Annotated in this window: 14 protein-coding genes; 5 read left to right on the top strand and 9 right to left on the bottom strand. The window is 73.2% G+C overall.

The window, feature by feature from the left end:
* Positions 1–302: esterase/lipase family protein (locus ABT345_RS26670; RefSeq protein ID WP_351323511.1), on the bottom strand; the 302-nt coding region annotated here is incomplete at its 3' end.
* A 220-nt stretch (positions 303–522) separates the two neighbouring features.
* A complete protein-coding gene (locus ABT345_RS26665) occupies positions 523–1,503 on the bottom strand; it encodes a LysR family transcriptional regulator (RefSeq protein ID WP_345093539.1) in 981 nt (326 codons plus the stop codon).
* 166 nt (positions 1,504–1,669) lie between these two features.
* Between ABT345_RS26665 and ABT345_RS26660 the strand changes: the two genes are divergently transcribed.
* From ABT345_RS26660 to ABT345_RS26640, 5 genes are all read left to right on the top strand, one after another.
* Entirely contained in the window at positions 1,670–2,584 is a 915-nt protein-coding gene (locus tag ABT345_RS26660; protein ID WP_345092983.1) for an SMP-30/gluconolactonase/LRE family protein, read from the top strand.
* A 108-nt stretch (positions 2,585–2,692) separates the two neighbouring features.
* Entirely contained in the window at positions 2,693–3,565 is an 873-nt protein-coding gene (locus ABT345_RS26655; RefSeq protein WP_345092985.1) for a 3-hydroxyacyl-CoA dehydrogenase family protein, read from the top strand.
* 444 nt (positions 3,566–4,009) lie between these two features.
* Complete coding sequence (locus tag ABT345_RS26650) at positions 4,010–5,041, top strand: isopenicillin N synthase family dioxygenase (RefSeq protein WP_345092988.1); 1,032 nt, start codon at positions 4,010–4,012, stop codon at positions 5,039–5,041.
* A 287-nt stretch (positions 5,042–5,328) separates the two neighbouring features.
* A complete protein-coding gene (locus tag ABT345_RS26645) occupies positions 5,329–6,429 on the top strand; it encodes an NADH:flavin oxidoreductase/NADH oxidase (RefSeq protein WP_345092991.1) in 1,101 nt (366 codons plus the stop codon).
* A gap of 372 nt (positions 6,430–6,801) precedes the next feature.
* A complete protein-coding gene (locus tag ABT345_RS26640) occupies positions 6,802–7,059 on the top strand; it encodes a hypothetical protein (RefSeq protein ID WP_345092994.1) in 258 nt (85 codons plus the stop codon).
* A 50-nt stretch (positions 7,060–7,109) separates the two neighbouring features.
* Here the strand turns inward: ABT345_RS26640 and ABT345_RS26635 are convergent, their stop codons facing one another.
* The 7 genes from ABT345_RS26635 to ABT345_RS26605 form a co-directional block, all read right to left on the bottom strand.
* Positions 7,110–7,640, bottom strand: coding sequence for an NUDIX domain-containing protein (locus tag ABT345_RS26635; protein WP_345092996.1), 531 nt, complete (start codon positions 7,638–7,640; stop codon positions 7,110–7,112).
* A gap of 57 nt (positions 7,641–7,697) precedes the next feature.
* Complete coding sequence (locus ABT345_RS26630) at positions 7,698–9,035, bottom strand: NsdA family TPR-like regulatory protein (protein ID WP_345092999.1); 1,338 nt, start codon at positions 9,033–9,035, stop codon at positions 7,698–7,700.
* Positions 9,036–9,165: 130 nt separating this feature from the next.
* Positions 9,166–10,437 (bottom strand): PP2C family protein-serine/threonine phosphatase, encoded by a 1,272-nt coding sequence (locus ABT345_RS26625; protein ID WP_345093001.1) that lies wholly within the window; start codon positions 10,435–10,437, stop codon positions 9,166–9,168.
* A 457-nt stretch (positions 10,438–10,894) separates the two neighbouring features.
* Complete coding sequence (gene pheT / locus ABT345_RS26620; RefSeq protein WP_345093004.1) at positions 10,895–13,420, bottom strand: phenylalanine--tRNA ligase subunit beta; 2,526 nt, start codon at positions 13,418–13,420, stop codon at positions 10,895–10,897.
* Position 13,421: 1 nt separating this feature from the next.
* Complete coding sequence (gene pheS / locus ABT345_RS26615; RefSeq protein WP_345093007.1) at positions 13,422–14,546, bottom strand: phenylalanine--tRNA ligase subunit alpha; 1,125 nt, start codon at positions 14,544–14,546, stop codon at positions 13,422–13,424.
* 180 nt (positions 14,547–14,726) lie between these two features.
* Positions 14,727–15,842, bottom strand: coding sequence for a sensor histidine kinase (locus tag ABT345_RS26610; protein WP_345093010.1), 1,116 nt, complete (start codon positions 15,840–15,842; stop codon positions 14,727–14,729).
* A gap of 86 nt (positions 15,843–15,928) precedes the next feature.
* The gene (locus tag ABT345_RS26605) at positions 15,929–16,783 is read right to left on the bottom strand and encodes a TrmH family RNA methyltransferase (protein ID WP_345093014.1); all 855 of its coding nucleotides are present in this window, start codon (positions 16,781–16,783) and stop codon (positions 15,929–15,931) included.
* Positions 16,784–16,811: the final 28 nt, after the last annotated feature.

The raw sequence follows: 16,811 nt of genomic DNA, 5'->3' as shown, positions 1-16,811 counted from the left end.
GGGCTCTCGCCGGCGTCCGGGGCGAAGGCGGCGATGTAGACCAGCCCGGTGACGTTCGGGAGGTCCCCCATCTCGCTGATCACCGCGCCACCGTACGAATGGCCGACGAGGACCACCCGCCCCTCGATCTGCCGGACCATCTTCCGGGTGCGCTCGGCGTCGTCGGCCAGGGACGTCAGGGGGTTCTCCACGGCGTGCAGGGCATCGAAGCCGCGGCGGTTCAGTTCGGTGATGACCTTGCCCCAATGGGCGGCACCACCCCAGAAACCGTGGACGAGGACGATGGCGGGCTTGCCGGCCATGGGAACACCTCTCAGCTGAGCGACGGTGAGCGACACGTCCCCCGTACGCCCATGAGAACCCGGCCGTCAGGTCACCGCATGTCGAGGCGGGCGCCTTGCTCCTCCCGAAGCGCAGACACGGACCATGGCAGCCGGGCAACGGCCTGTCATCCAGGCCGGGTTCGCCGAGAGGGCCGCCGCGGCAGCCCGGAAGTGCCCCGGTGGCCTGAGCGCTGCCGGCTCAGCCTGCCCGGTCGGCGGAGCCGGGGGCGCGATCGGGTGCTGCGTCGGCCGCGCCGAAGGGTGAGTGCGGGCCGGTGATCACGGCCAGCAGGCGGGTGACCGCGGCGTCGGGGTCGGGGCGGTGGACGGCGTGCACGGCGGTGTCGAGGTAGCCCTCGGGGCCGGTGAGCGGGACGAAGCTGACACCGCCGACCGGGAGGCCGCGCAGCCCTTCGGGCAACAGGCTGACGCACAGTCCGGCCGCGACGTAGCTGGACAGGCCGCTGAGGTCGTCCGCGACGGCGGCCACCCGGGGGGCGAACCCTGCTTGGCGGCAGGCGAGTTGCAGCTGCTCGGCGAGTGTGGGCAGGGCGGTCGGGTCGGGCACGACGAAGTTTTCCTCGCGCAGCCGGGCCAGGTCGATCGCGTCGGCGCCGGCCAGCGGGTGTCCGTGCGGCACGGCGGCGCTGATCCGCTCGGTGGCGACGACCGTACCGACCAGGTCCTCGGCCAGCCGCGCCGGGTCGCGCAGGAAGGCCAGGTCCAAGGCGCCGGTGCGCACCTGGTCCACCAGAGCGGCCGAGGATCCGTGCAGCAGGTGCACCCGCAGGCCGGGCAGCTCTGCCGCGCTCACGCGGAGCAGCTCCGGCAGGTAGAGCTGGCTGAGCAGGCTGACGTAGCCGACCCGCACCGCGCCGTCCAGCCCGGCCGCGACCCGGCGGGCGCGGGTGACGGCGGCGGTCTGCAGGTCGAGCAGGCGCCGCACGTCCTCGGCGAACACCGCACCGGCCGGGGTGGGCCGCACCCCGCCGGGTCCGCGTTCCAGCAGCCGTACGCCGACCGTCCGCTCCAGTCGCTGGATGGACTGGCTGAGGGGCGGTTGGCTCATCCCGAGGAGTTCCGCGGCGCGGCCGAAGTGCTGCTCCTGGACCACCACGAGGAACTGCTCCAGCAGCCGCCGGGAGAAGTTGATATCGCCCACGTTGATATCGCTGGTCATATCACTCACGACCAGATCATATATTGGACAGACTTTACCGTGCGGGTGTCGACTGGTTGTGGTGACAGTCCGCCCACCGGGGCGCCGGGCACACGGAACGCCGGCCCGCCCCTTGAGAGCGACGGGCACGCCGAGAACAGTCGAACGAGCACCACAGGCGGCCATCATGGCGAAGGAACTGCTGGCACTTCAGGTCGTGCCGGGACGCGTACTCAAGATCAGCCTCCAGGACGGCGCGGTGCGCACCCTCGTCGAGGACGCCGGCCCCAGGCCGGACGGCATCACGGTCGACCAGGGCACCGTGTACTGGACCACCATGGGCGCGCCGGCCGTCGACCCCGCCACGCCCGGCGAGGCCGGGCTGGACTTCTCCCGCCGCAACGGCGGTCTGCACGCCTTCGACCCCGGCACCGGGGCCCGGCGCGAGGTGGTCCCCACCGGTGTGATCACCACCGGCAAGCAGCTCACCCGCGACGGCGCCGGGTCGCTGTACTGGAGCGACCGCGAGGGACACCGCGTCACCCGGGTCCGCTCCGACGGCACCGGCCTCACCGACCTGGTGACCACCCCCGTCGGGGACGGCATTCCCGGCGAGTGCGTCGGCGTGGCGGTGGACCCGGCCCGCGGCCATCTGTACTGGACGCAGAAGGGCCCCGCCAAGGGCGGCCGTGGCCGGATCTTCCGCGCCGGCCTGGAGCTCCCGGCCGGCGCGGACGCCGCGAACCGCTCCGATGTCGAGCTGCTCTGGAGCGACCTGCCCGAGCCCATCGACCTCCACCTGGACGGCGACTGGCTCTACTGGACCGACCGCGGCGCGGCACCGAACGGCAACACCCTGAACCGGGCACCCCTGCCCGCCCCCGGCGCCCCGGGCGGTGCCCCCGAGATCCTCGCCACCGGCTTCGCCGAGGCGATCGGCCTCGCCGTCGACCATGACGCCGGCTTCGCCTACGTCTGCGACCTCGGCGGCCACCTGCGCGCCGTCCCTCTTCCCGGCGGCCCCGCCGCCGGCCAGGACCCACGCGAGATCGTCACCCTGCCGGACCCGCTGACCGGGCTGTGCCTGCTGCCGTCCGCGTGACCCGCCCGGGTGCGGTGCATCGCACCCGTCGGCCATCACCTCAAAAATCAGTCCGCAACCGCACGATCCACCGCCGACGAGCGGTGCAGCCGAGGAGTTGAACGGCAGATGAGTTTCTTCCTTCCCACCGATATGGAGCACCGACCGGTCGCCGTCATCGGCGCGGGCACCCTGGGGCGGCGGATCGCGTTGATGTTCGCCACCCGCGGCGGCGTGGTGCGGATCTACGACAAGTCCGGGCCCGCGGGCGATGCGGCGAGGTCATACGTCGAGCGGAACGTCGCCGAGGTGGCCGCCCGTGTCGAGGGCGGCACACCGGGGCGGGTCGAGGTCACCGATGATCTCGCCCGGGCGCTCGCCGGGGCCTGGCTGGCCATCGAGGCGGTACCGGAGCGGCTCGACCTGAAGAAGAGCGTCTTCGCCGACCTGGATGCCGGCGCCGAGCCCGACGCGATCCTCGCCAGCAACTCCTCCTCGTACCCGACCGGTCAGTTCATCGACCGGGTCGCCCACCCCGAGCGGGTGGTGAACATGCACTTCTACATGCCGCCGGTGCAGAACGCGATCGACCTGATGTCGGACGGGCACACCGACCCGGCGGTGCTCGCCCTTCTCAAGGAGGAACTGCCCAGGTACGGCGTCTTCCCGTTCGAGGCGCGCAAGGAGTCGACCGGCTTCATCTTCAACCGCATCTGGGCCGCCATCAAACGCGAATCCCTGACAGTGGTCGCGGAGGGCGTCTCCACCCCGCAGGACGTCGACCGGATGTGGCAGATCAACACGGGCACCCCCGCCGGTCCGTTCCGCATGATGGACCGGGTCGGCCTGGATGTCGTCCTGGACATCGAGGAGCACTACGCCACCGAGCGCCACGGCCTGCCCGCCGGGCCCCGCGAGCTGCTGAAGAGCTACGTCGACGCGGGCCACCTCGGCGTCAAGACCGGCCGGGGCTTCTACGACGACTACTCCGCCAACGCCTGAATCCCGCACCGCGCCGCCGCCGCGGACCGCGCCACCGTCCGTCCGCGGCCGGCGACGGCGGCACGGGTTCACCGGAGCCGACGGGAAGCCGACGGAGTACGGCTTCCGGAAGGCGGACATGCTGCCGTGCAGCGGCCGGGCAGCATATGAGGACGGCTCGCCCCGCGGGGTGGCGAGCCGCTGGTGATCTGCGCCACGTCGGGAATCCGTGGCGCGCAGTACGCTGAACCCATGATCCCGCTCGTTCGCCGCCGCCACGTGGACTACGTCCGCGTCACGAGCACGGGCTGTCGACGCTCCCTCTGAGCGGTCCGGCCCTTCTTCTCGCTTCTTCTGCGCCGTTCCGGCCGCCTTCCTCAGCCGTACGTCTCCCTCCCATCAGGCACCCGTGCCCCGCCACACCCCGGCGGCGTACGGGCACCCCGTACACCCTGCGGACGCACCATGACGAACGTATCGACGACGCACGCGTCGAACCAGCAACTGCCGATCATCGACCTCTCCGCCGCCGACCGCGGCCCCCGGGCGCGGGCCCGGCTGCATGCACAACTGCACGGTGCCGCGCACGACGTGGGGTTCTTCCAGCTGATCGGGCACGGGGCCACCGAAGAGGAGACCGGGCGGCTGCTCACGGCCATGCGACGCTTCTTCGCGCTGCCCGAGGAACAGCGGCTGGCGATCGACAATGTGAACTCGCCGCACTTCCGCGGCTACACCCGCACCGGCGACGAGCGCACCGGCGGCCGGCAGGACTGGCGCGATCAGCTCGACATCGGCGCCGAACGCCCGGCCCGTACACCGCAGGCAGGCGAACCCGCGTACTGGTGGCTCCAGGGCCCCAACCAGTGGCCCGCCGCCCTGCCGGAGCTGCGGACGGCCGCCCTCCGCTGGGTCGAGCGGCTCAGCGGCGTCGCCGGGAAACTGCTGCACGAACTGCTCACCTCGATCGGTGCCGACCCCGCCTTCTACGACGGCATCTTCGGCACGCACGCCCATCCGCACCTGAAACTCGTCCGCTACCCGGGCGGCGCCGGGGACGGCGCCGGTCAGGGCGTCGGCGCCCACAAGGACTACGGCTTCCTGACGCTGCTGCTCCAGGACCGGATCGGGGGCCTCCAGGTCCAGCGCGAGGACGGGCTCTTCCACGACGTGCCGCCGATCCCCGGTGCCTTCGTCGTCAATCTCGGCGAGCTCCTGGAGGTCGCCACCAACGGCTACCTGAGGGCGACCAATCACCGGGTCGTCTCGCCGCCCGGTGCCACCGAGCGGTTCTCCGTCCCGTTCTTCTACAACCCCCGCCTGGACGCCCATGTGCGGCCCCTCGTCTTCCCGTACGCCTCGGCGGCTCCCGGCATCGTCGAAGCCCCGGACAACCCGCTGTTCGCCGAGTACGGATACAACGAGCTCAAGGGCAAGCTCCGCGCCCACCCCCTGGTCGCCGAGCGGCACCACGCGAATCTCCTGACTCCGGCATGACGAGCGTTCTCCGGAGGCGGCTTGCCGGGCGGATCGGCCGCACGGCGGGCTCCACCGGCCACGGCAAGGAGACCTGGCCGCGGCGGCGACCGGCACGGACTTCGTGCAGGAGGCCGGTCCGAAACCAGCTCTGATCCAGCAGCGGCACTCGCGGAATACTCCTCGCACGCCGGTATGCGGCTGGAATAAATAATGAGCGCGCACAATTGTTGTGTGTGCTGCGTGCTCGGCGTGGGTGATCGCAGTTCTCCAGGGTCCGTCATCAGTCGTGCGCAAGGAGTCTTACGTTGACCTCTCTCTTCACTCCCCTCACCTTCAGGTCGCTGACCATTCCCAACCGTGTGTGGATGGCGGCGATGTGCCAGTACAGCGCGGCGCCGGAGGGCGACGCGGTCGGTGCCCCCACGGACTGGCACCTCACCCACCTGGCCGCCCGCGCCGTCGGCGGTACGGGTCTGATCATCACCGAGGCCTCGGCGGTCAGCCCCGAGGGACGGATCAGCCCCTACGATCTCGGTCTCTGGAACGACACCCAGGTCGCCGCCTTCCAGCGCATCACCGGGTTCCTCAAGTCCCAGGGCACCGTCCCCGGCATCCAGCTCTCCCACTCCGGGCGCAAGGCATCCACCGAGCGCACCTGGGTCGACCGCGGACGCCAGATCACCCCCGACGAGCCCTACGGCTGGACGCCGGCAGGTCCCGGCACGGTCCCGTTCGACGCGTTGTCGACCGTCCCCGAGGAACTGACGGTTTCCGGCATCCGCGAGATCGTCCAGCAGTTCGCCGACGCCGCCGAACGCGCCCTGGCCGCCGGATTCGAAGTCATCGAGATCCACGGCGCCCACGGCTACCTGATCCACCAGTTCCTCTCTCCCTACAGCAATCAGCGGACCGACGAGTACGGCGGCTCCTTCGAGGGCCGGACCCGGTTCGCCCTGGAGGTCGTCGAGGCGGTCCGCGCCGTGTGGCCCGAGGACCTGCCGCTCTTCTTCCGCATCTCCGCCACCGACTGGCTCACCGAGAACCCCGAGGACGACCGCGGGGGCTGGACCGCCGACGAGACCGTCCGGCTGGCCAAGGAACTCCAGGCCCGGGGCGTCGACCTCATGGACGTCTCCACCGGCGGCAACGTCCCCGACGCGAAGATCGAGGTCGGCCCCGACTACCAGGTGCCCTTCGCCGCCCGGGTCCGCGAGGAGACCGGTATGCCCGTGGCGGCCGTCGGTCTGATCACCGAACCGGCGCAGGCCCAGGCCATCGTCACCTCCGGCCGGGCGGACGCCGTCCTCCTCGGACGCGAACTCCTGCGCAACCCGAACTGGGCACGCCGTGCGGCCGAGGAGCTCGGCGGCACGGTCACCACTCCGATCCAATACCACCGCGCCTGAACGGGAGCCGGCCTGGTACCGGCCCGGGAAGGATCATTCCGGGCCGCTCACGCCCTCCTTCCTGCCCCGCCGGCGGGACGCGGCGCGGCCGGGCCGCAAGAGCGGTTCCGGCTTCTGCGCGTACCGAGCCGCCCGCGCCCCGGACACCCGGCGGCCCGCTCCTCCCCGGGGGCGGGCCGCCGCACCGCCCCCACCTTCCCCTTGAACCTCCTCCGCCTCTCCCCTTCCTCACTCTCCGTCACTTCACACGGGGTGTGCGCCGCTGACTCACAGAAGGCCGGTCCACACACTCCCGCCTCGCGCTTCCAGGCAGTTGACTGGTCTCGTACCCAGGACGACGGATGTCGCGACAGCGGAAAAGAGGAACGGAAAGTGACCGCCCACCCTGAACGCAAGCTGGTAGCCACCGATGTGGCGGAGCTGAGGCGGTGTCTGGACGTACGCACCGCCCGCGTCGACGGCGAACTGGCACTGCTCGCACAGCGGTCCGCACAGTACGAGCGCGATGCGGACGAGTTGAACGCCCGCATCGCGCAGCTGGAGCACGGCCGCTGGCCGCTGCCGTCGGTGGCCGCGCTCGCCTCCGTGGCGGCGGCCGCGGTGACCGTCTGGCAGATGCTGGCCAGGTGACCGCTCCCGGCACCGCCGCCCGAGGACGGCGGTGCCGGGATCAACCTGCCTCAGCCGAGGCGGAGTTGATGGAGCATCAGCAGGGCCGCGGCCATGTTCGCCGCGGGCACCTCACCCCGGGCCACCATGTCGGGCACCAGCTTCAGCGGCACCCACTCCCGGCGGTCCGACTCGAAGCCGTCCTGCGGCGGGCCCGTGTAGGTGCCCTCGTCGGACCAGTAGATGTGGTGCCGGGCGTCGGTGAGGCCGTTGGACGGCTCCACCGACATCAGATGGGTCAGCGGGCCGGGCCGCCACCCGGTCTCCTCCTCCATCTCCCGTGCGGCCGCCGCCGCGATGTCCTCGCCGTCCTCGACGACACCCGCGGCCAGCTCCCAGCCCCAGGAGTCGGTGATGAAGCGGTGCCGCCAGAGCAGCAGCACCTCATTCGCCTCGTTGACCACCGTGGCGACGGCCACCGGCCGCATCCGGATGAGGTAGTGGTCGAGGTGCCGGCCGTCGGGGATCCGCACATCGGCGAGATTCACCCGGAACCAGCGGTTCTCGTACACGGTCTCTTCCGCGAGATTGTTCCAACGCACTGTCTGCCACCTTCCGCGTAGATCCGGCAAGGTGACACGGGCCCGGTGCGGATCGACCTACAGCGGTATGCGCAGCACCTCGTCGATGAGATCGGCCGCCGCGTCGGTCGCGGAGCTACCGGTCTCCGCCAGATGTTCGCGTACCGCCCGCAGCCGGTCCCGTAAGCGCTGGGACTCCACGCCCCTGGCCCGCTCGGTCATCTGCGCCGCGTTGGCCGCGGCCCGGTCCGCGTCACCCTGGCGCAGCTCGATGTGGGTGAGCATCGCCAGCCGGTGGACCCGGCCCCGGTCGTGTGCGGGAGTGTCCACGGCGGCATCCGCCTGCTCCCGTGCGGCCCGCAGATCACCGAGGCTGAGCAGCGCCTCCGCGACCTGCACGTTCACCAGACCCGGCTGGACGTAGCCGGTCTCGGCCGGCTCCAGGCCCGGCCGGATGCGCTCCGCGGCCGCCTCCGCCCGCCGGATGCAGGCGAGCGCGCCCGCGCCGTCGCCGAGCCGGGCGTAGGACTTGGCCTGCATCGCGTAGAGGTCGGCGGCGAGCGCCGGGGTGAGCTGCGGGCCCGCGGCCCGCAGCGCCGCCTCCGCGAACGCCACCGCCTGGCGGTACTCGCGCGAGAACAGCGACTGGTTGACCAGCAGCGCGATGATGTACGCGCCGAGCCCGCGGTCGCCGCTCGCCTTGGCGAGGCGCAGCGCCTGGTGGAAGTAGCGCTGCGCGAGGCCGAGCGCGTCCGAGTCGTAGGCGCAGATGCCCGCGACGGCGACCAGACCGCCGGTCGCCCGGTGCAGCTGACGGCCCGTCGCATCGCTGTAGCTGCCGCGCAGCAGCGGCGCCGCCTCGGTGTTGAGGAAGCCCACGATCCGTGAGCGCGTCGCCACCCCGCCGGCCTTGCGGTACAGATGCTCGTAGTGGGTACGGGCCGCGCGCAGCATCTCGATGTCGTCCATCCCGACCCGCGCCTGCCCGTCCCGTGAGACGTCGGAGTCCTCGGGCGGGTTCTCCCACTCCCACACCGGCATGACCGCGGAGGTGCCGGTGAGCGCCGGGGCGTCCACGACATGGGCGCGCTGCTGTTCGTCGGAGCGCCACAGGGCGGTGGCCCGCTCCACGAAGCCGGAGAGCGGGGTGGAGGCGGAGCGGTGCGCGCCGGGGCGGCCGAGGCCGATGTCGTCCAGACCGACCGGGCGGTGCAGCCGCGCCGCGAGGATTTCGCAGATCAGGTCGGGTACCTGGCCGCGCGGGCGCTGGCCCTTGAGCCAGCGGGCCACCGCGGTGTGTTCGTAGCGCAGTGCCAGGCCGCGGTGGCGGCCGAGTTGGTTGATGCGTGCGGCGAGGCCGGCGTGCGAGATGCCGGCCTCGTCGAGGATCGCGTCGAGCAGGGTGTTGGGCTCCATAAACCGGCCTCCCGGTGCGCCGGGCCCGCCCACGGGCCGCTGGCTCCGACCTCGTCGCCGTACAGACTCCGTGCGTTCAGGGTAGTGAACCGCCCTTCACACGGGGTGTGAAGACGCCGCGTCACCGGCCTTACGCGGGGCGGTTGGTGGCCGCCCGGCCGCGGTCGGAGGCGGCGCTCACCCGGGCCGGGCGCCGGGGGCCCTGGAGCTGTGTCCGCGGACGCGAGGGCTCCTCGACGCGGGCCGCGGGGCGGCCGGGGCCCGGGGCCGCCGGGCCGGGGGTGCGCGGCGGCGCGGCGCTCAGCATCACCAGCGCCACATCGTCGGTCAGCTGCCCGCGGGCGTGCCGCAGCAGGGCGTCGTGGACGCCGCCGACCACCGCGTCCGCCCGCGCCCCGGCGAACCGCCGCACCGTCTCGACCAGCGGGAAGAACCCGCCGTCCGTGCCCCGCGCATCGTGCGCGCCGTCGGTGTACAGCAGCAGCCCCTCCCCCGGCGTCAGCCGCCCGCACGCCACCGTGTCCAGCGCCCGGGGCAGCGGGAACAGGCCCAGCGGCGGCAGCGGATCCGCGCGGACGACGGGCTCCACCACGCCGGGCGCGACGCGGTACGGCCACGGGTGGCCGCAGTTGAGCGCCCGGGCCGTGCCGTCCGGGGCGATCTCCAGCAGCAGGACCGTCACGAACTCCTCGGCATCGGGGCCGAGCGGTCCGGTGTCCGCGGCCGGGTCGCGCCCGGCGAGATGGCGGGCGTGCGCGCGCTCCAACCGCCGCAGCACACCGCTCAGTTCGGCCTCGTCGTGGGCGGCCTCGCGGAAGCAGCCGAGCATCGCCGCGACGGTGGCGAGGGCCGCCAGCCCGTGGCCGCGCACATCGCCGATCACCGCCCGTACGCCGTACCGGGTGGCCACCACGTCGTAGAGGTCGCCGCCCATCGAGGCGCCCTCGTCGGCGGAGAGATGGAGGGCGGCGGGGGCGACCGTGCCGATGCGCGGCGGCAGCGGGGGCAGCAGCGCCCGCTGCGCGGTGGCCGCCACCTCGCGGGCGCGGACCAGCTCCCGCACCAGCCGCAGCCGCCGTCCGGCCGTCAGATAGCTGGCGCACACCACCGTGAGGATCGCGGCGCAGTTGACGGTGCGGGCGGGCAGCCCCGGGCCGATCGGCGGGGCGCCGTCGAACGGCACGAGTGCGAGGAGGGCGCAGACGCCGCCCATCACCACGCAGAGCCGGCGGCCGGTGCCCGCGCAGGCGATGGCCGGGGCGGCGGCGAGCAGTTGGAGGAGCTGTCCGCTGCTGGGCCAGGACAGCTCCCAGGCCAGCACCGCGAACACCCACAGGGCGGGCAGAGCGAGGACGAAGGTCCACCGGGTGCGTGTGACGTCGGCGCGCGCTCCGTCGCTCACCCGATTACGGATCATGCCGATGGTCCCCCTTGCCTGTGGTTCCCACAGCGGGCTGCGCGGCGGTCGAGCCGCCCCTGTCCCGCGGACGGCGGGCCGAATCGGCCGCAACGATTGTGTCGACGTTACGTGCCCGGACCCCCACGGTGCGCATCTGTATCACTCCATTGGGTGAGGTGGTACGGGGCGCACACAAGGGCGCGACCGGACCTGCGCGAATGCGCCCCGCCGGAGGGAGCGGGGCGTCCGGGGCGGGGTGGCGCGGGGTGGCTGAAGAACCGGTACACCGCCTGTCGCGTGGGAGGTGTCGCCGCCCGGTCCGGGCCGTTCAGGGCCCTGCGGACGGGCCCGCGGAAGGGCGCCGCGCGGGCCCGGAAAAGGCGAGGGCGCGACCGGCGGCTGTGCCGGTCGCGCCCTCACTCCTTCGTGTGCCCCGTGCCGTCAACGGCACGGCCCACCGTCAGCCTCGCAGCACCGCCCCGGTGTGCTCGGCGGCGGATGCGACCGCCGCGTCACGGGCGGCCGACGCCTCCTCGGCGGTCAGCGTGCGGTCGGCGGCGCGGAAGCGCAGCGCGTACGCCAGCGACTTCTTCCCGGCGCCCACCTGCTCGCCGCTGAAGACGTCGAACAGCCGCAGCGACTCCAGGAGTTCACCCGCGCCGGAGCGCAGTGCGGCCTCCACGGCGGCGGCCGGGACCGCGGTGTCGACGATGAGCGCGACGTCCTGCGTGGCCACCGGGAACGACGAGATCCGCGGGGCGCGCAGCGGGCCGTCGGCGGCGGCCTCGACGCGGTCCAGGTCGATCTCCATCGCGCAGGTGCGCTCCGGCAGGCCCAGCGCCTTGATGACACGGGGGTGCAGCTCACCGGCGTGGCCGACGACCTCCTCCGTGCCGCCGACGGTCACCACGAGCGCGGCGCAGCGGCCCGGGTGCCACGGGGCCAGCTGGTCCTGACGGACGATCAGCTCGACTCCGGCCTCCCGCGCGACGACGCGGCCCGCCTCGACGGCGTCCGCCCACGTCGCCGGGTGGCCCTTGCCCCACCAGCCGGCCTGCTCGCGGGCGCCGGCCAGCACCACGGCGGCGCGGCGCGGCTGACCCGGCAGCGCGGCGTTGAGCTGTGCGATCTCCGCGTCGGTGGGACGGCGGTCGACGGGCAGCCGGACCGCGGGCTTCTCGGCACCGGTCGGCAGGAAGACCTGGCCGGTCTCGAAGAGCGCGAGGTCGTGCGTGCCCCGGCCGTCGTTCCGCCGCAGCGCGCCGAGGAGGCCCGGGATCAGCGTGGTGCGCAGATCGGGCTCCTCGTCGGAGAGCGGGTTGACGAGCGTGACGGTGCGGCGGCGCGCATCGCCCGGCTCGATGCCGAGCTGGTCGAGGACGGCCGCGCCCATGAACGGGTAGTTCAGCGCCTCGGCGTACCCGGCGCCGGCCAGCGCCCGGCCGACGCGGCGGTGCAGCCGCTGCCGCTCGGTCAGCCCGCGGCCGGCGGGCGGCAGCGGGAGCGTGGAGGGGAGGTTCTCGTAGCCCTCCAGCCGGATGACCTCCTCGGCGAGGTCGTTCGGGTCGGTGAGGTCCGGCCGCCAGGACGGCACGGTGACGACCAGCTCGTCCTGGCCGTAGACGTCGCAGCCGACCTGCTGGAGGCGGCGGACGACGGTCTCCCGGCCGTAGGTGACACCGGCCACCTTGTCCGGGTGCGAGGCCGGGATGGTGAGGGTGCGCGGGGCGCTGGGCGAGACGACCTCGGTGACGCCCGGCTCGGCGGTGCCGCCGGCCAGCAGCACCAGCAGGTCGACGGTGCGCTGCGCGGCGGCGGACGACGCCTGCGGGTCCACGCCGCGCTCGAAGCGGCGCGAGGCCTCCGACGACAGCTTGTGGCGGCGGGCCGTACGGGCGATGGAGAGCGCGTCGAAGTGCGCCGCCTCGATCACCACGTCGGTGGTGCCGCGCACCTCGCCGGTCTCCGGGTCGCTGACGCCCCGGGCGATCTCGGTGTTGGCGCCGCCCATGACACCGGCCAGGCCGATCGGGCCGCGGTCGTCGGTGATGACGAGGTCCTCGGTGTCCAGCACGCGCTTGACGCCGTCGAGGGTGGTGATCTCCTCGCCGCCGGTGGCGCGGCGGACGCCGATCGGGCCCTGGAGGGTGGCCCGGTCGTAGGCGTGCAGCGGCTGGCCCAGCTCCAGCATCACGTAGTTGGTGATGTCCACGGCGAGCGAGACCGGGCGCATCCCGGCCTTCTGCAGCCGGCGCTGGAGCCAGATCGGCGAGCGCGCCTCGGGGTCGAGACCGCTGACCGTACGGGCGGTGAAGCGGCCGCAGCCGATCGGGTCGGAGACCTTCACGGCGTAGCCGCCGGAGTTCGGCGGCGGGACGTCCAGCAGCGCCGGGTCGCGCAGCGGCAGGCCGTAGGCGGTGGCGGTCTCGCGGGCGACGCCGCGCAGCGAGAGGCAGTAGCCGCGGTCGGGGGTGACCGCGATGTCCAGCACCTCGTCGACGAGCTGGAGCAGCTCGATGGCGTCGGCGCCGACCTCGGTCTCCGGGGGCAGCACGATGATGCCGCCGCTGCCGTCGTCGCCCATGCCCAGCTCGTCGCCGGAGCAGATCATGCCGTGGGACTTCTTGCCGTACGTCTTACGGGCGGCGATCTTGAAGTCGCCGGGCAGGACGGCGCCGGGCAGGACCACGACGACCTTGTCGCCGACGGCGAAGTTGCGGGCGCCGCAGACGATCTCCTGCGGCTCGCCGGTGCCGTTGGCGTCGCCGACGTCGACGGTGCAGAAGCGGATGGGCTTCTTGAAGCCCTCCAGCTCCTCGATGGTCAGCACCTGGCCGACCACCAGCGGGCCGGTCAGGCCCTCGCCGAGCTTCTCGACCGTCTCGACCTCCAGGCCGACGGCGACGAGCTTGGTCTGTACGTCACGGCCGGTCTCGGTCGCCGGCAGGTCGACGTACTCCCGCAGCCAGGAAAGCGGGACACGCATCTCAGATCTCCATCCCGAACGGCCGGGTGAACCGGACGTCGCCCTCGAACATGTCGCGCATGTCTTCCACGTTGTGCCGGAACATCAGCATCCGGTCGATGCCGAAGCCGAATGCGAACCCGCTGTACTTCTCCGGGTCCACACCGCAGGCGACCAGCACCCGGGGGTTGACCATGCCGCAGCCGCCCAGCTCGATCCAGCCCTCGCTGGAGCAGGTGCGGCAGGGGCGGTCGGGGTTGCCGACGGAGGCGCCACGGCAGACGTAGCAGACCATGTCCATCTCGGCGGACGGCTCGGTGAACGGGAAGTAGTTCGGCCGCAGGCGGGTGGTCATGTCCGGGCCGAAGAGCGCCTGGACCATGTGGTCGAGGGTGCCCTTGAGGTCCGCCATGGTCAGGCCCTCGTCGACGGCGAGCAGCTCGATCTGGTGGAAGACCGGGGAGTGCGTGGCGTCCAGCTCGTCGGTGCGGTAGACCCGCCCGGGGCAGACGACGTAGACCGGCGGCTCGCGGTCGACCAGCGTACGGGCCTGGACCGGCGAGGTGTGGGTGCGCAGCACGACGCCGGACTCATCGCCCTTGGTGCCCTCGCCCTGGACGAAGAAGGTGTCCTGCATCTGGCGCGCGGGGTGGTCCGGCACGAAGTTGAGTGCGTCGAAGTTGAACCACTCGGCCTCGACCTCGGGGCCCTCGGCGACCTCGTAGCCCATCGCGACGAAGACGTCGGCGACCCGCTCCATGAAGGTGGTCAGCGGATGACGGGCGCCGGCGGGCGTGCGGTCGTACGGCAGGGTGACGTCCACCGCCTCCTCGACCAGCACGCGGGCATCGCGCTCCGCCTCCAGCTCCTCCTGGCGGGCCTTGAGCGCCTGGTTCACCCGGCCGCGGGCCTGGCCGACGCGCTTGCCGGCCTCCGCCTTGGCCTGCGGGGGCAGGGCGCCGATCTCGCGGTTGGCGAGGGCGAGCGGCGAGGTGCCACCGGTGTGCGCGATCTTCGCCTGGGCGAGCGCTTCGAGGTCGCCCGCGGCGGCGATGGCGGCCAGCGCCTCGTCCGTCCGGGCGGCGATCTCTTCCGGTTTCAGGGCTTCGACCTCGACAGGGTCGTACGACTTATTGGGTGCGGACATCTCTTCCCGTGCTTCCGGTGGTCTGGCTTGGCTTCACGCCTCTTCGATCACAAACTTCGGATGCCGAGCCCGCGCTGTGCCCGCGATGCTTGTGCGCCAAAGGTGCCAAAGGGCAAGTCTAAGGGGACGGGCCGACAGCGCCGGTCCGTGCCCCGGGCGGGGGCGCCCGCCGCCGGGTGGTCAGGCCATGAAGGCCGGGGTGGCGGCGGGCAGCACGAAGCGGAACTCGGCGCCGCCCGCGGGGGCCCGGCCGACGGTGATGGCGCCGCCGTGCGCCTCGACGATGCCCTTGACGATGTAGAGGCCGAGGCCGGTGCCGCCGCGTTTGCTGCCGCGCCAGAAGCGGGTGAAGACCCGGCCCATGGACTCCTCGGGGATCCCCGCCCCCTCGTCGCTGACCGTCACCGCCGTCCCCTCTCCGCTGGTCACCGTGGCCGCCGTGACCTCGATGGTGACCGTTCCCTCGCCGTGGCGCACCGCATTTTCCAGCAGGTTGCTCAGCACCTGGTCGACCTTGTCCGGATCGGCCCACAGATCGGGCAGCGCCCCGCACACCCGGATCATGAAGCGGCCCGGCGCACGCCCCGCGGTGATCTGCGCCTGGACGTGCCGCCGCACCGCCGCGACCATGTCGATCCGCTGGCGGCGCACCTCCAGCCGCCCGGAGTCGATACGGGAGATGTCCAGCAGCTCGGCGATCAGCCGGGTGACCCGGTGCGCGTCGGCGTCGACGGTCTCCAGCATCAGCCGCTTCTGGTCGTCGGTGAACCGCTCCCACTTCCGCAGCAGGGTGGCGGTGAACCCCTTGACGGAGGTCAGCGGCGAGCGCAGCTCATGGGCGACGGTCGCGATCAACTCGGCGTGGCTGACCTCCGTGCGCCGCCGGGCCTCGGTGCCGCGCAGCGAGACGACCAGCCGGCGCAGCGGCCCGCCGCGGCCGTCGCGGAGGTAGCGGGCGGAGACCAGCACCTCACGGCCGCCGAGCAGCAGATTGCGCTCGGGCTGCCCGCGCCGGATGGCGAGCCCGCCGTACGGGTCGGTCAGCCGCCACCAGCGGCGGCCCTCCATGTCCTGGAGCGGCAGCGCCTCGTCCAGCGGGCGGCCGAGGGCGTCGGCCGCGGGGATGCCGGTGATCTGCGCGGCGGCGGCGTTGAAGCAGATGACGGTGGCGTCGGCGTCGGCGACGACCAGCCCGTCGGGCAGCTCGTCCGGCGTCACGACCGGCCCGTCCGCCGCCCTCTCGCTCCCGCCTGCCGGCGGCCCGCCCCCCGCTTCGTCCGGTGTCCTCGCGTCCATCCCCACCCCAGCCCCCTCCGGCCCCGGCCCGTCACCCTACTCACAACGGCCGCGGGCGGCCGGGGGTTGCGACGGGCCGGGCGCGGTCAGGCGGACGGGACGGCGCGGCAGCCGCCCGCGGTGCGCTGGGCGCGGGCCGAGGCGTAGAGGCAGACGGCGGCGGCGGTGGCGAGGTTGAGGCTCTCGGCCTTGCCGTGGATGGGCACCCGGACGACGGCGTCGGCCAGGGCGCGGGTCTCCTCCGGCAGGCCCCACGCCTCGTTGCCGAAGACCCAGGCGGTGGGGCCGCCCATGGAACCGGCGTCCAGCTCGGCGTCGAGGTCGCGGTCCCCGGCGCCGTCGGCGGCCAGCAGCCGCGCCCCGGCGCCGCGCAGCCCGGCCATCACCTGCTCGACGGGGACGCCGACGGCGACCGGCAGATGGAAGAGCGAGCCGACCGAGGCGCGCACGGACTTGGGATTGTAGAGGTCGACGGAGGCGTCGGTGAGGACCACCGCATCGGCCCCGGCGGCGTCGGCGCAGCGCAGGACCGTACCGGCGTTGCCGGGGTCGCGGACGTGCGCGAGGACGGCGATCAGCTTCGGGCGGGCGGCGAGGACCTCCTCGAACGGCGTGTCGAGGAAGCGGCAGACGCCGACCAGGCCCTGCGGGGTGACCGTCTGGGAGATGTCGGCGACGGTGCGGTCGTCGGCGTGGTGGACGCGGATGCCCGCGGCGTGCGCGGCGGCGACGATCTCGGCGTGCCGCTCGGCCGCCTCGACGGTCGCGAACAGCTCGACGAGGGTGGGCTCGCCGCCGGTGCGGTGCGCGATGGCCTCGCGTACGGCCTGCGGGCCCTCGGCGATGAACCGGCGCTCCCTGGCCCGGAAGGCGCGGCGGGCCAGCCGCCGGGCGGCGGAGACGCGCGGGGACCGCGGGGAGATCAGCTCGGGGGTGGCCATGGGCGGCGGCTCGCTTCTGTGGTTCGGT

Origin of the sequence: Streptomyces sp. NPDC000404 (genome assembly GCF_040300365.1) — a bacterium.
In the GTDB taxonomy this organism is placed as follows: Bacteria; Actinomycetota; Actinomycetes; order Streptomycetales; family Streptomycetaceae; genus Streptomyces; species Streptomyces ramulosus.
Note: the sequence above shows the minus strand (reverse complement) of the source record. Positions and strands in the feature narration are given on the sequence as shown.

Bases quoted from the DNA above. Each gene is read 5' to 3' on its own strand.
- ABT345_RS26610 (WP_345093010.1), bottom strand. From the start codon at position 15,842: ATGGACGCGAGGACACCGGACGAAGCGGGGGGCGGGCCGCCGGCAGGC.
- ABT345_RS26655 (WP_345092985.1), top strand. From the start codon at position 2,693: ATGAGTTTCTTCCTTCCCACCGATATGGAGCACCGACCGGTCGCCGTC.
- pheS (WP_345093007.1), bottom strand. From the start codon at position 14,546: ATGTCCGCACCCAATAAGTCGTACGACCCTGTCGAGGTCGAAGCCCTG.
- ABT345_RS26660 (WP_345092983.1), top strand. From the start codon at position 1,670: ATGGCGAAGGAACTGCTGGCACTTCAGGTCGTGCCGGGACGCGTACTC.
- ABT345_RS26665 (WP_345093539.1), bottom strand. From the start codon at position 1,503: ATGACCAGCGATATCAACGTGGGCGATATCAACTTCTCCCGGCGGCTG.
- ABT345_RS26650 (WP_345092988.1), top strand. From the start codon at position 4,010: ATGACGAACGTATCGACGACGCACGCGTCGAACCAGCAACTGCCGATC.
- ABT345_RS26605 (WP_345093014.1), bottom strand. From the start codon at position 16,783: ATGGCCACCCCCGAGCTGATCTCCCCGCGGTCCCCGCGCGTCTCCGCC.
- pheT (WP_345093004.1), bottom strand. From the start codon at position 13,420: ATGCGTGTCCCGCTTTCCTGGCTGCGGGAGTACGTCGACCTGCCGGCG.
- ABT345_RS26630 (WP_345092999.1), bottom strand. From the start codon at position 9,035: ATGGAGCCCAACACCCTGCTCGACGCGATCCTCGACGAGGCCGGCATC.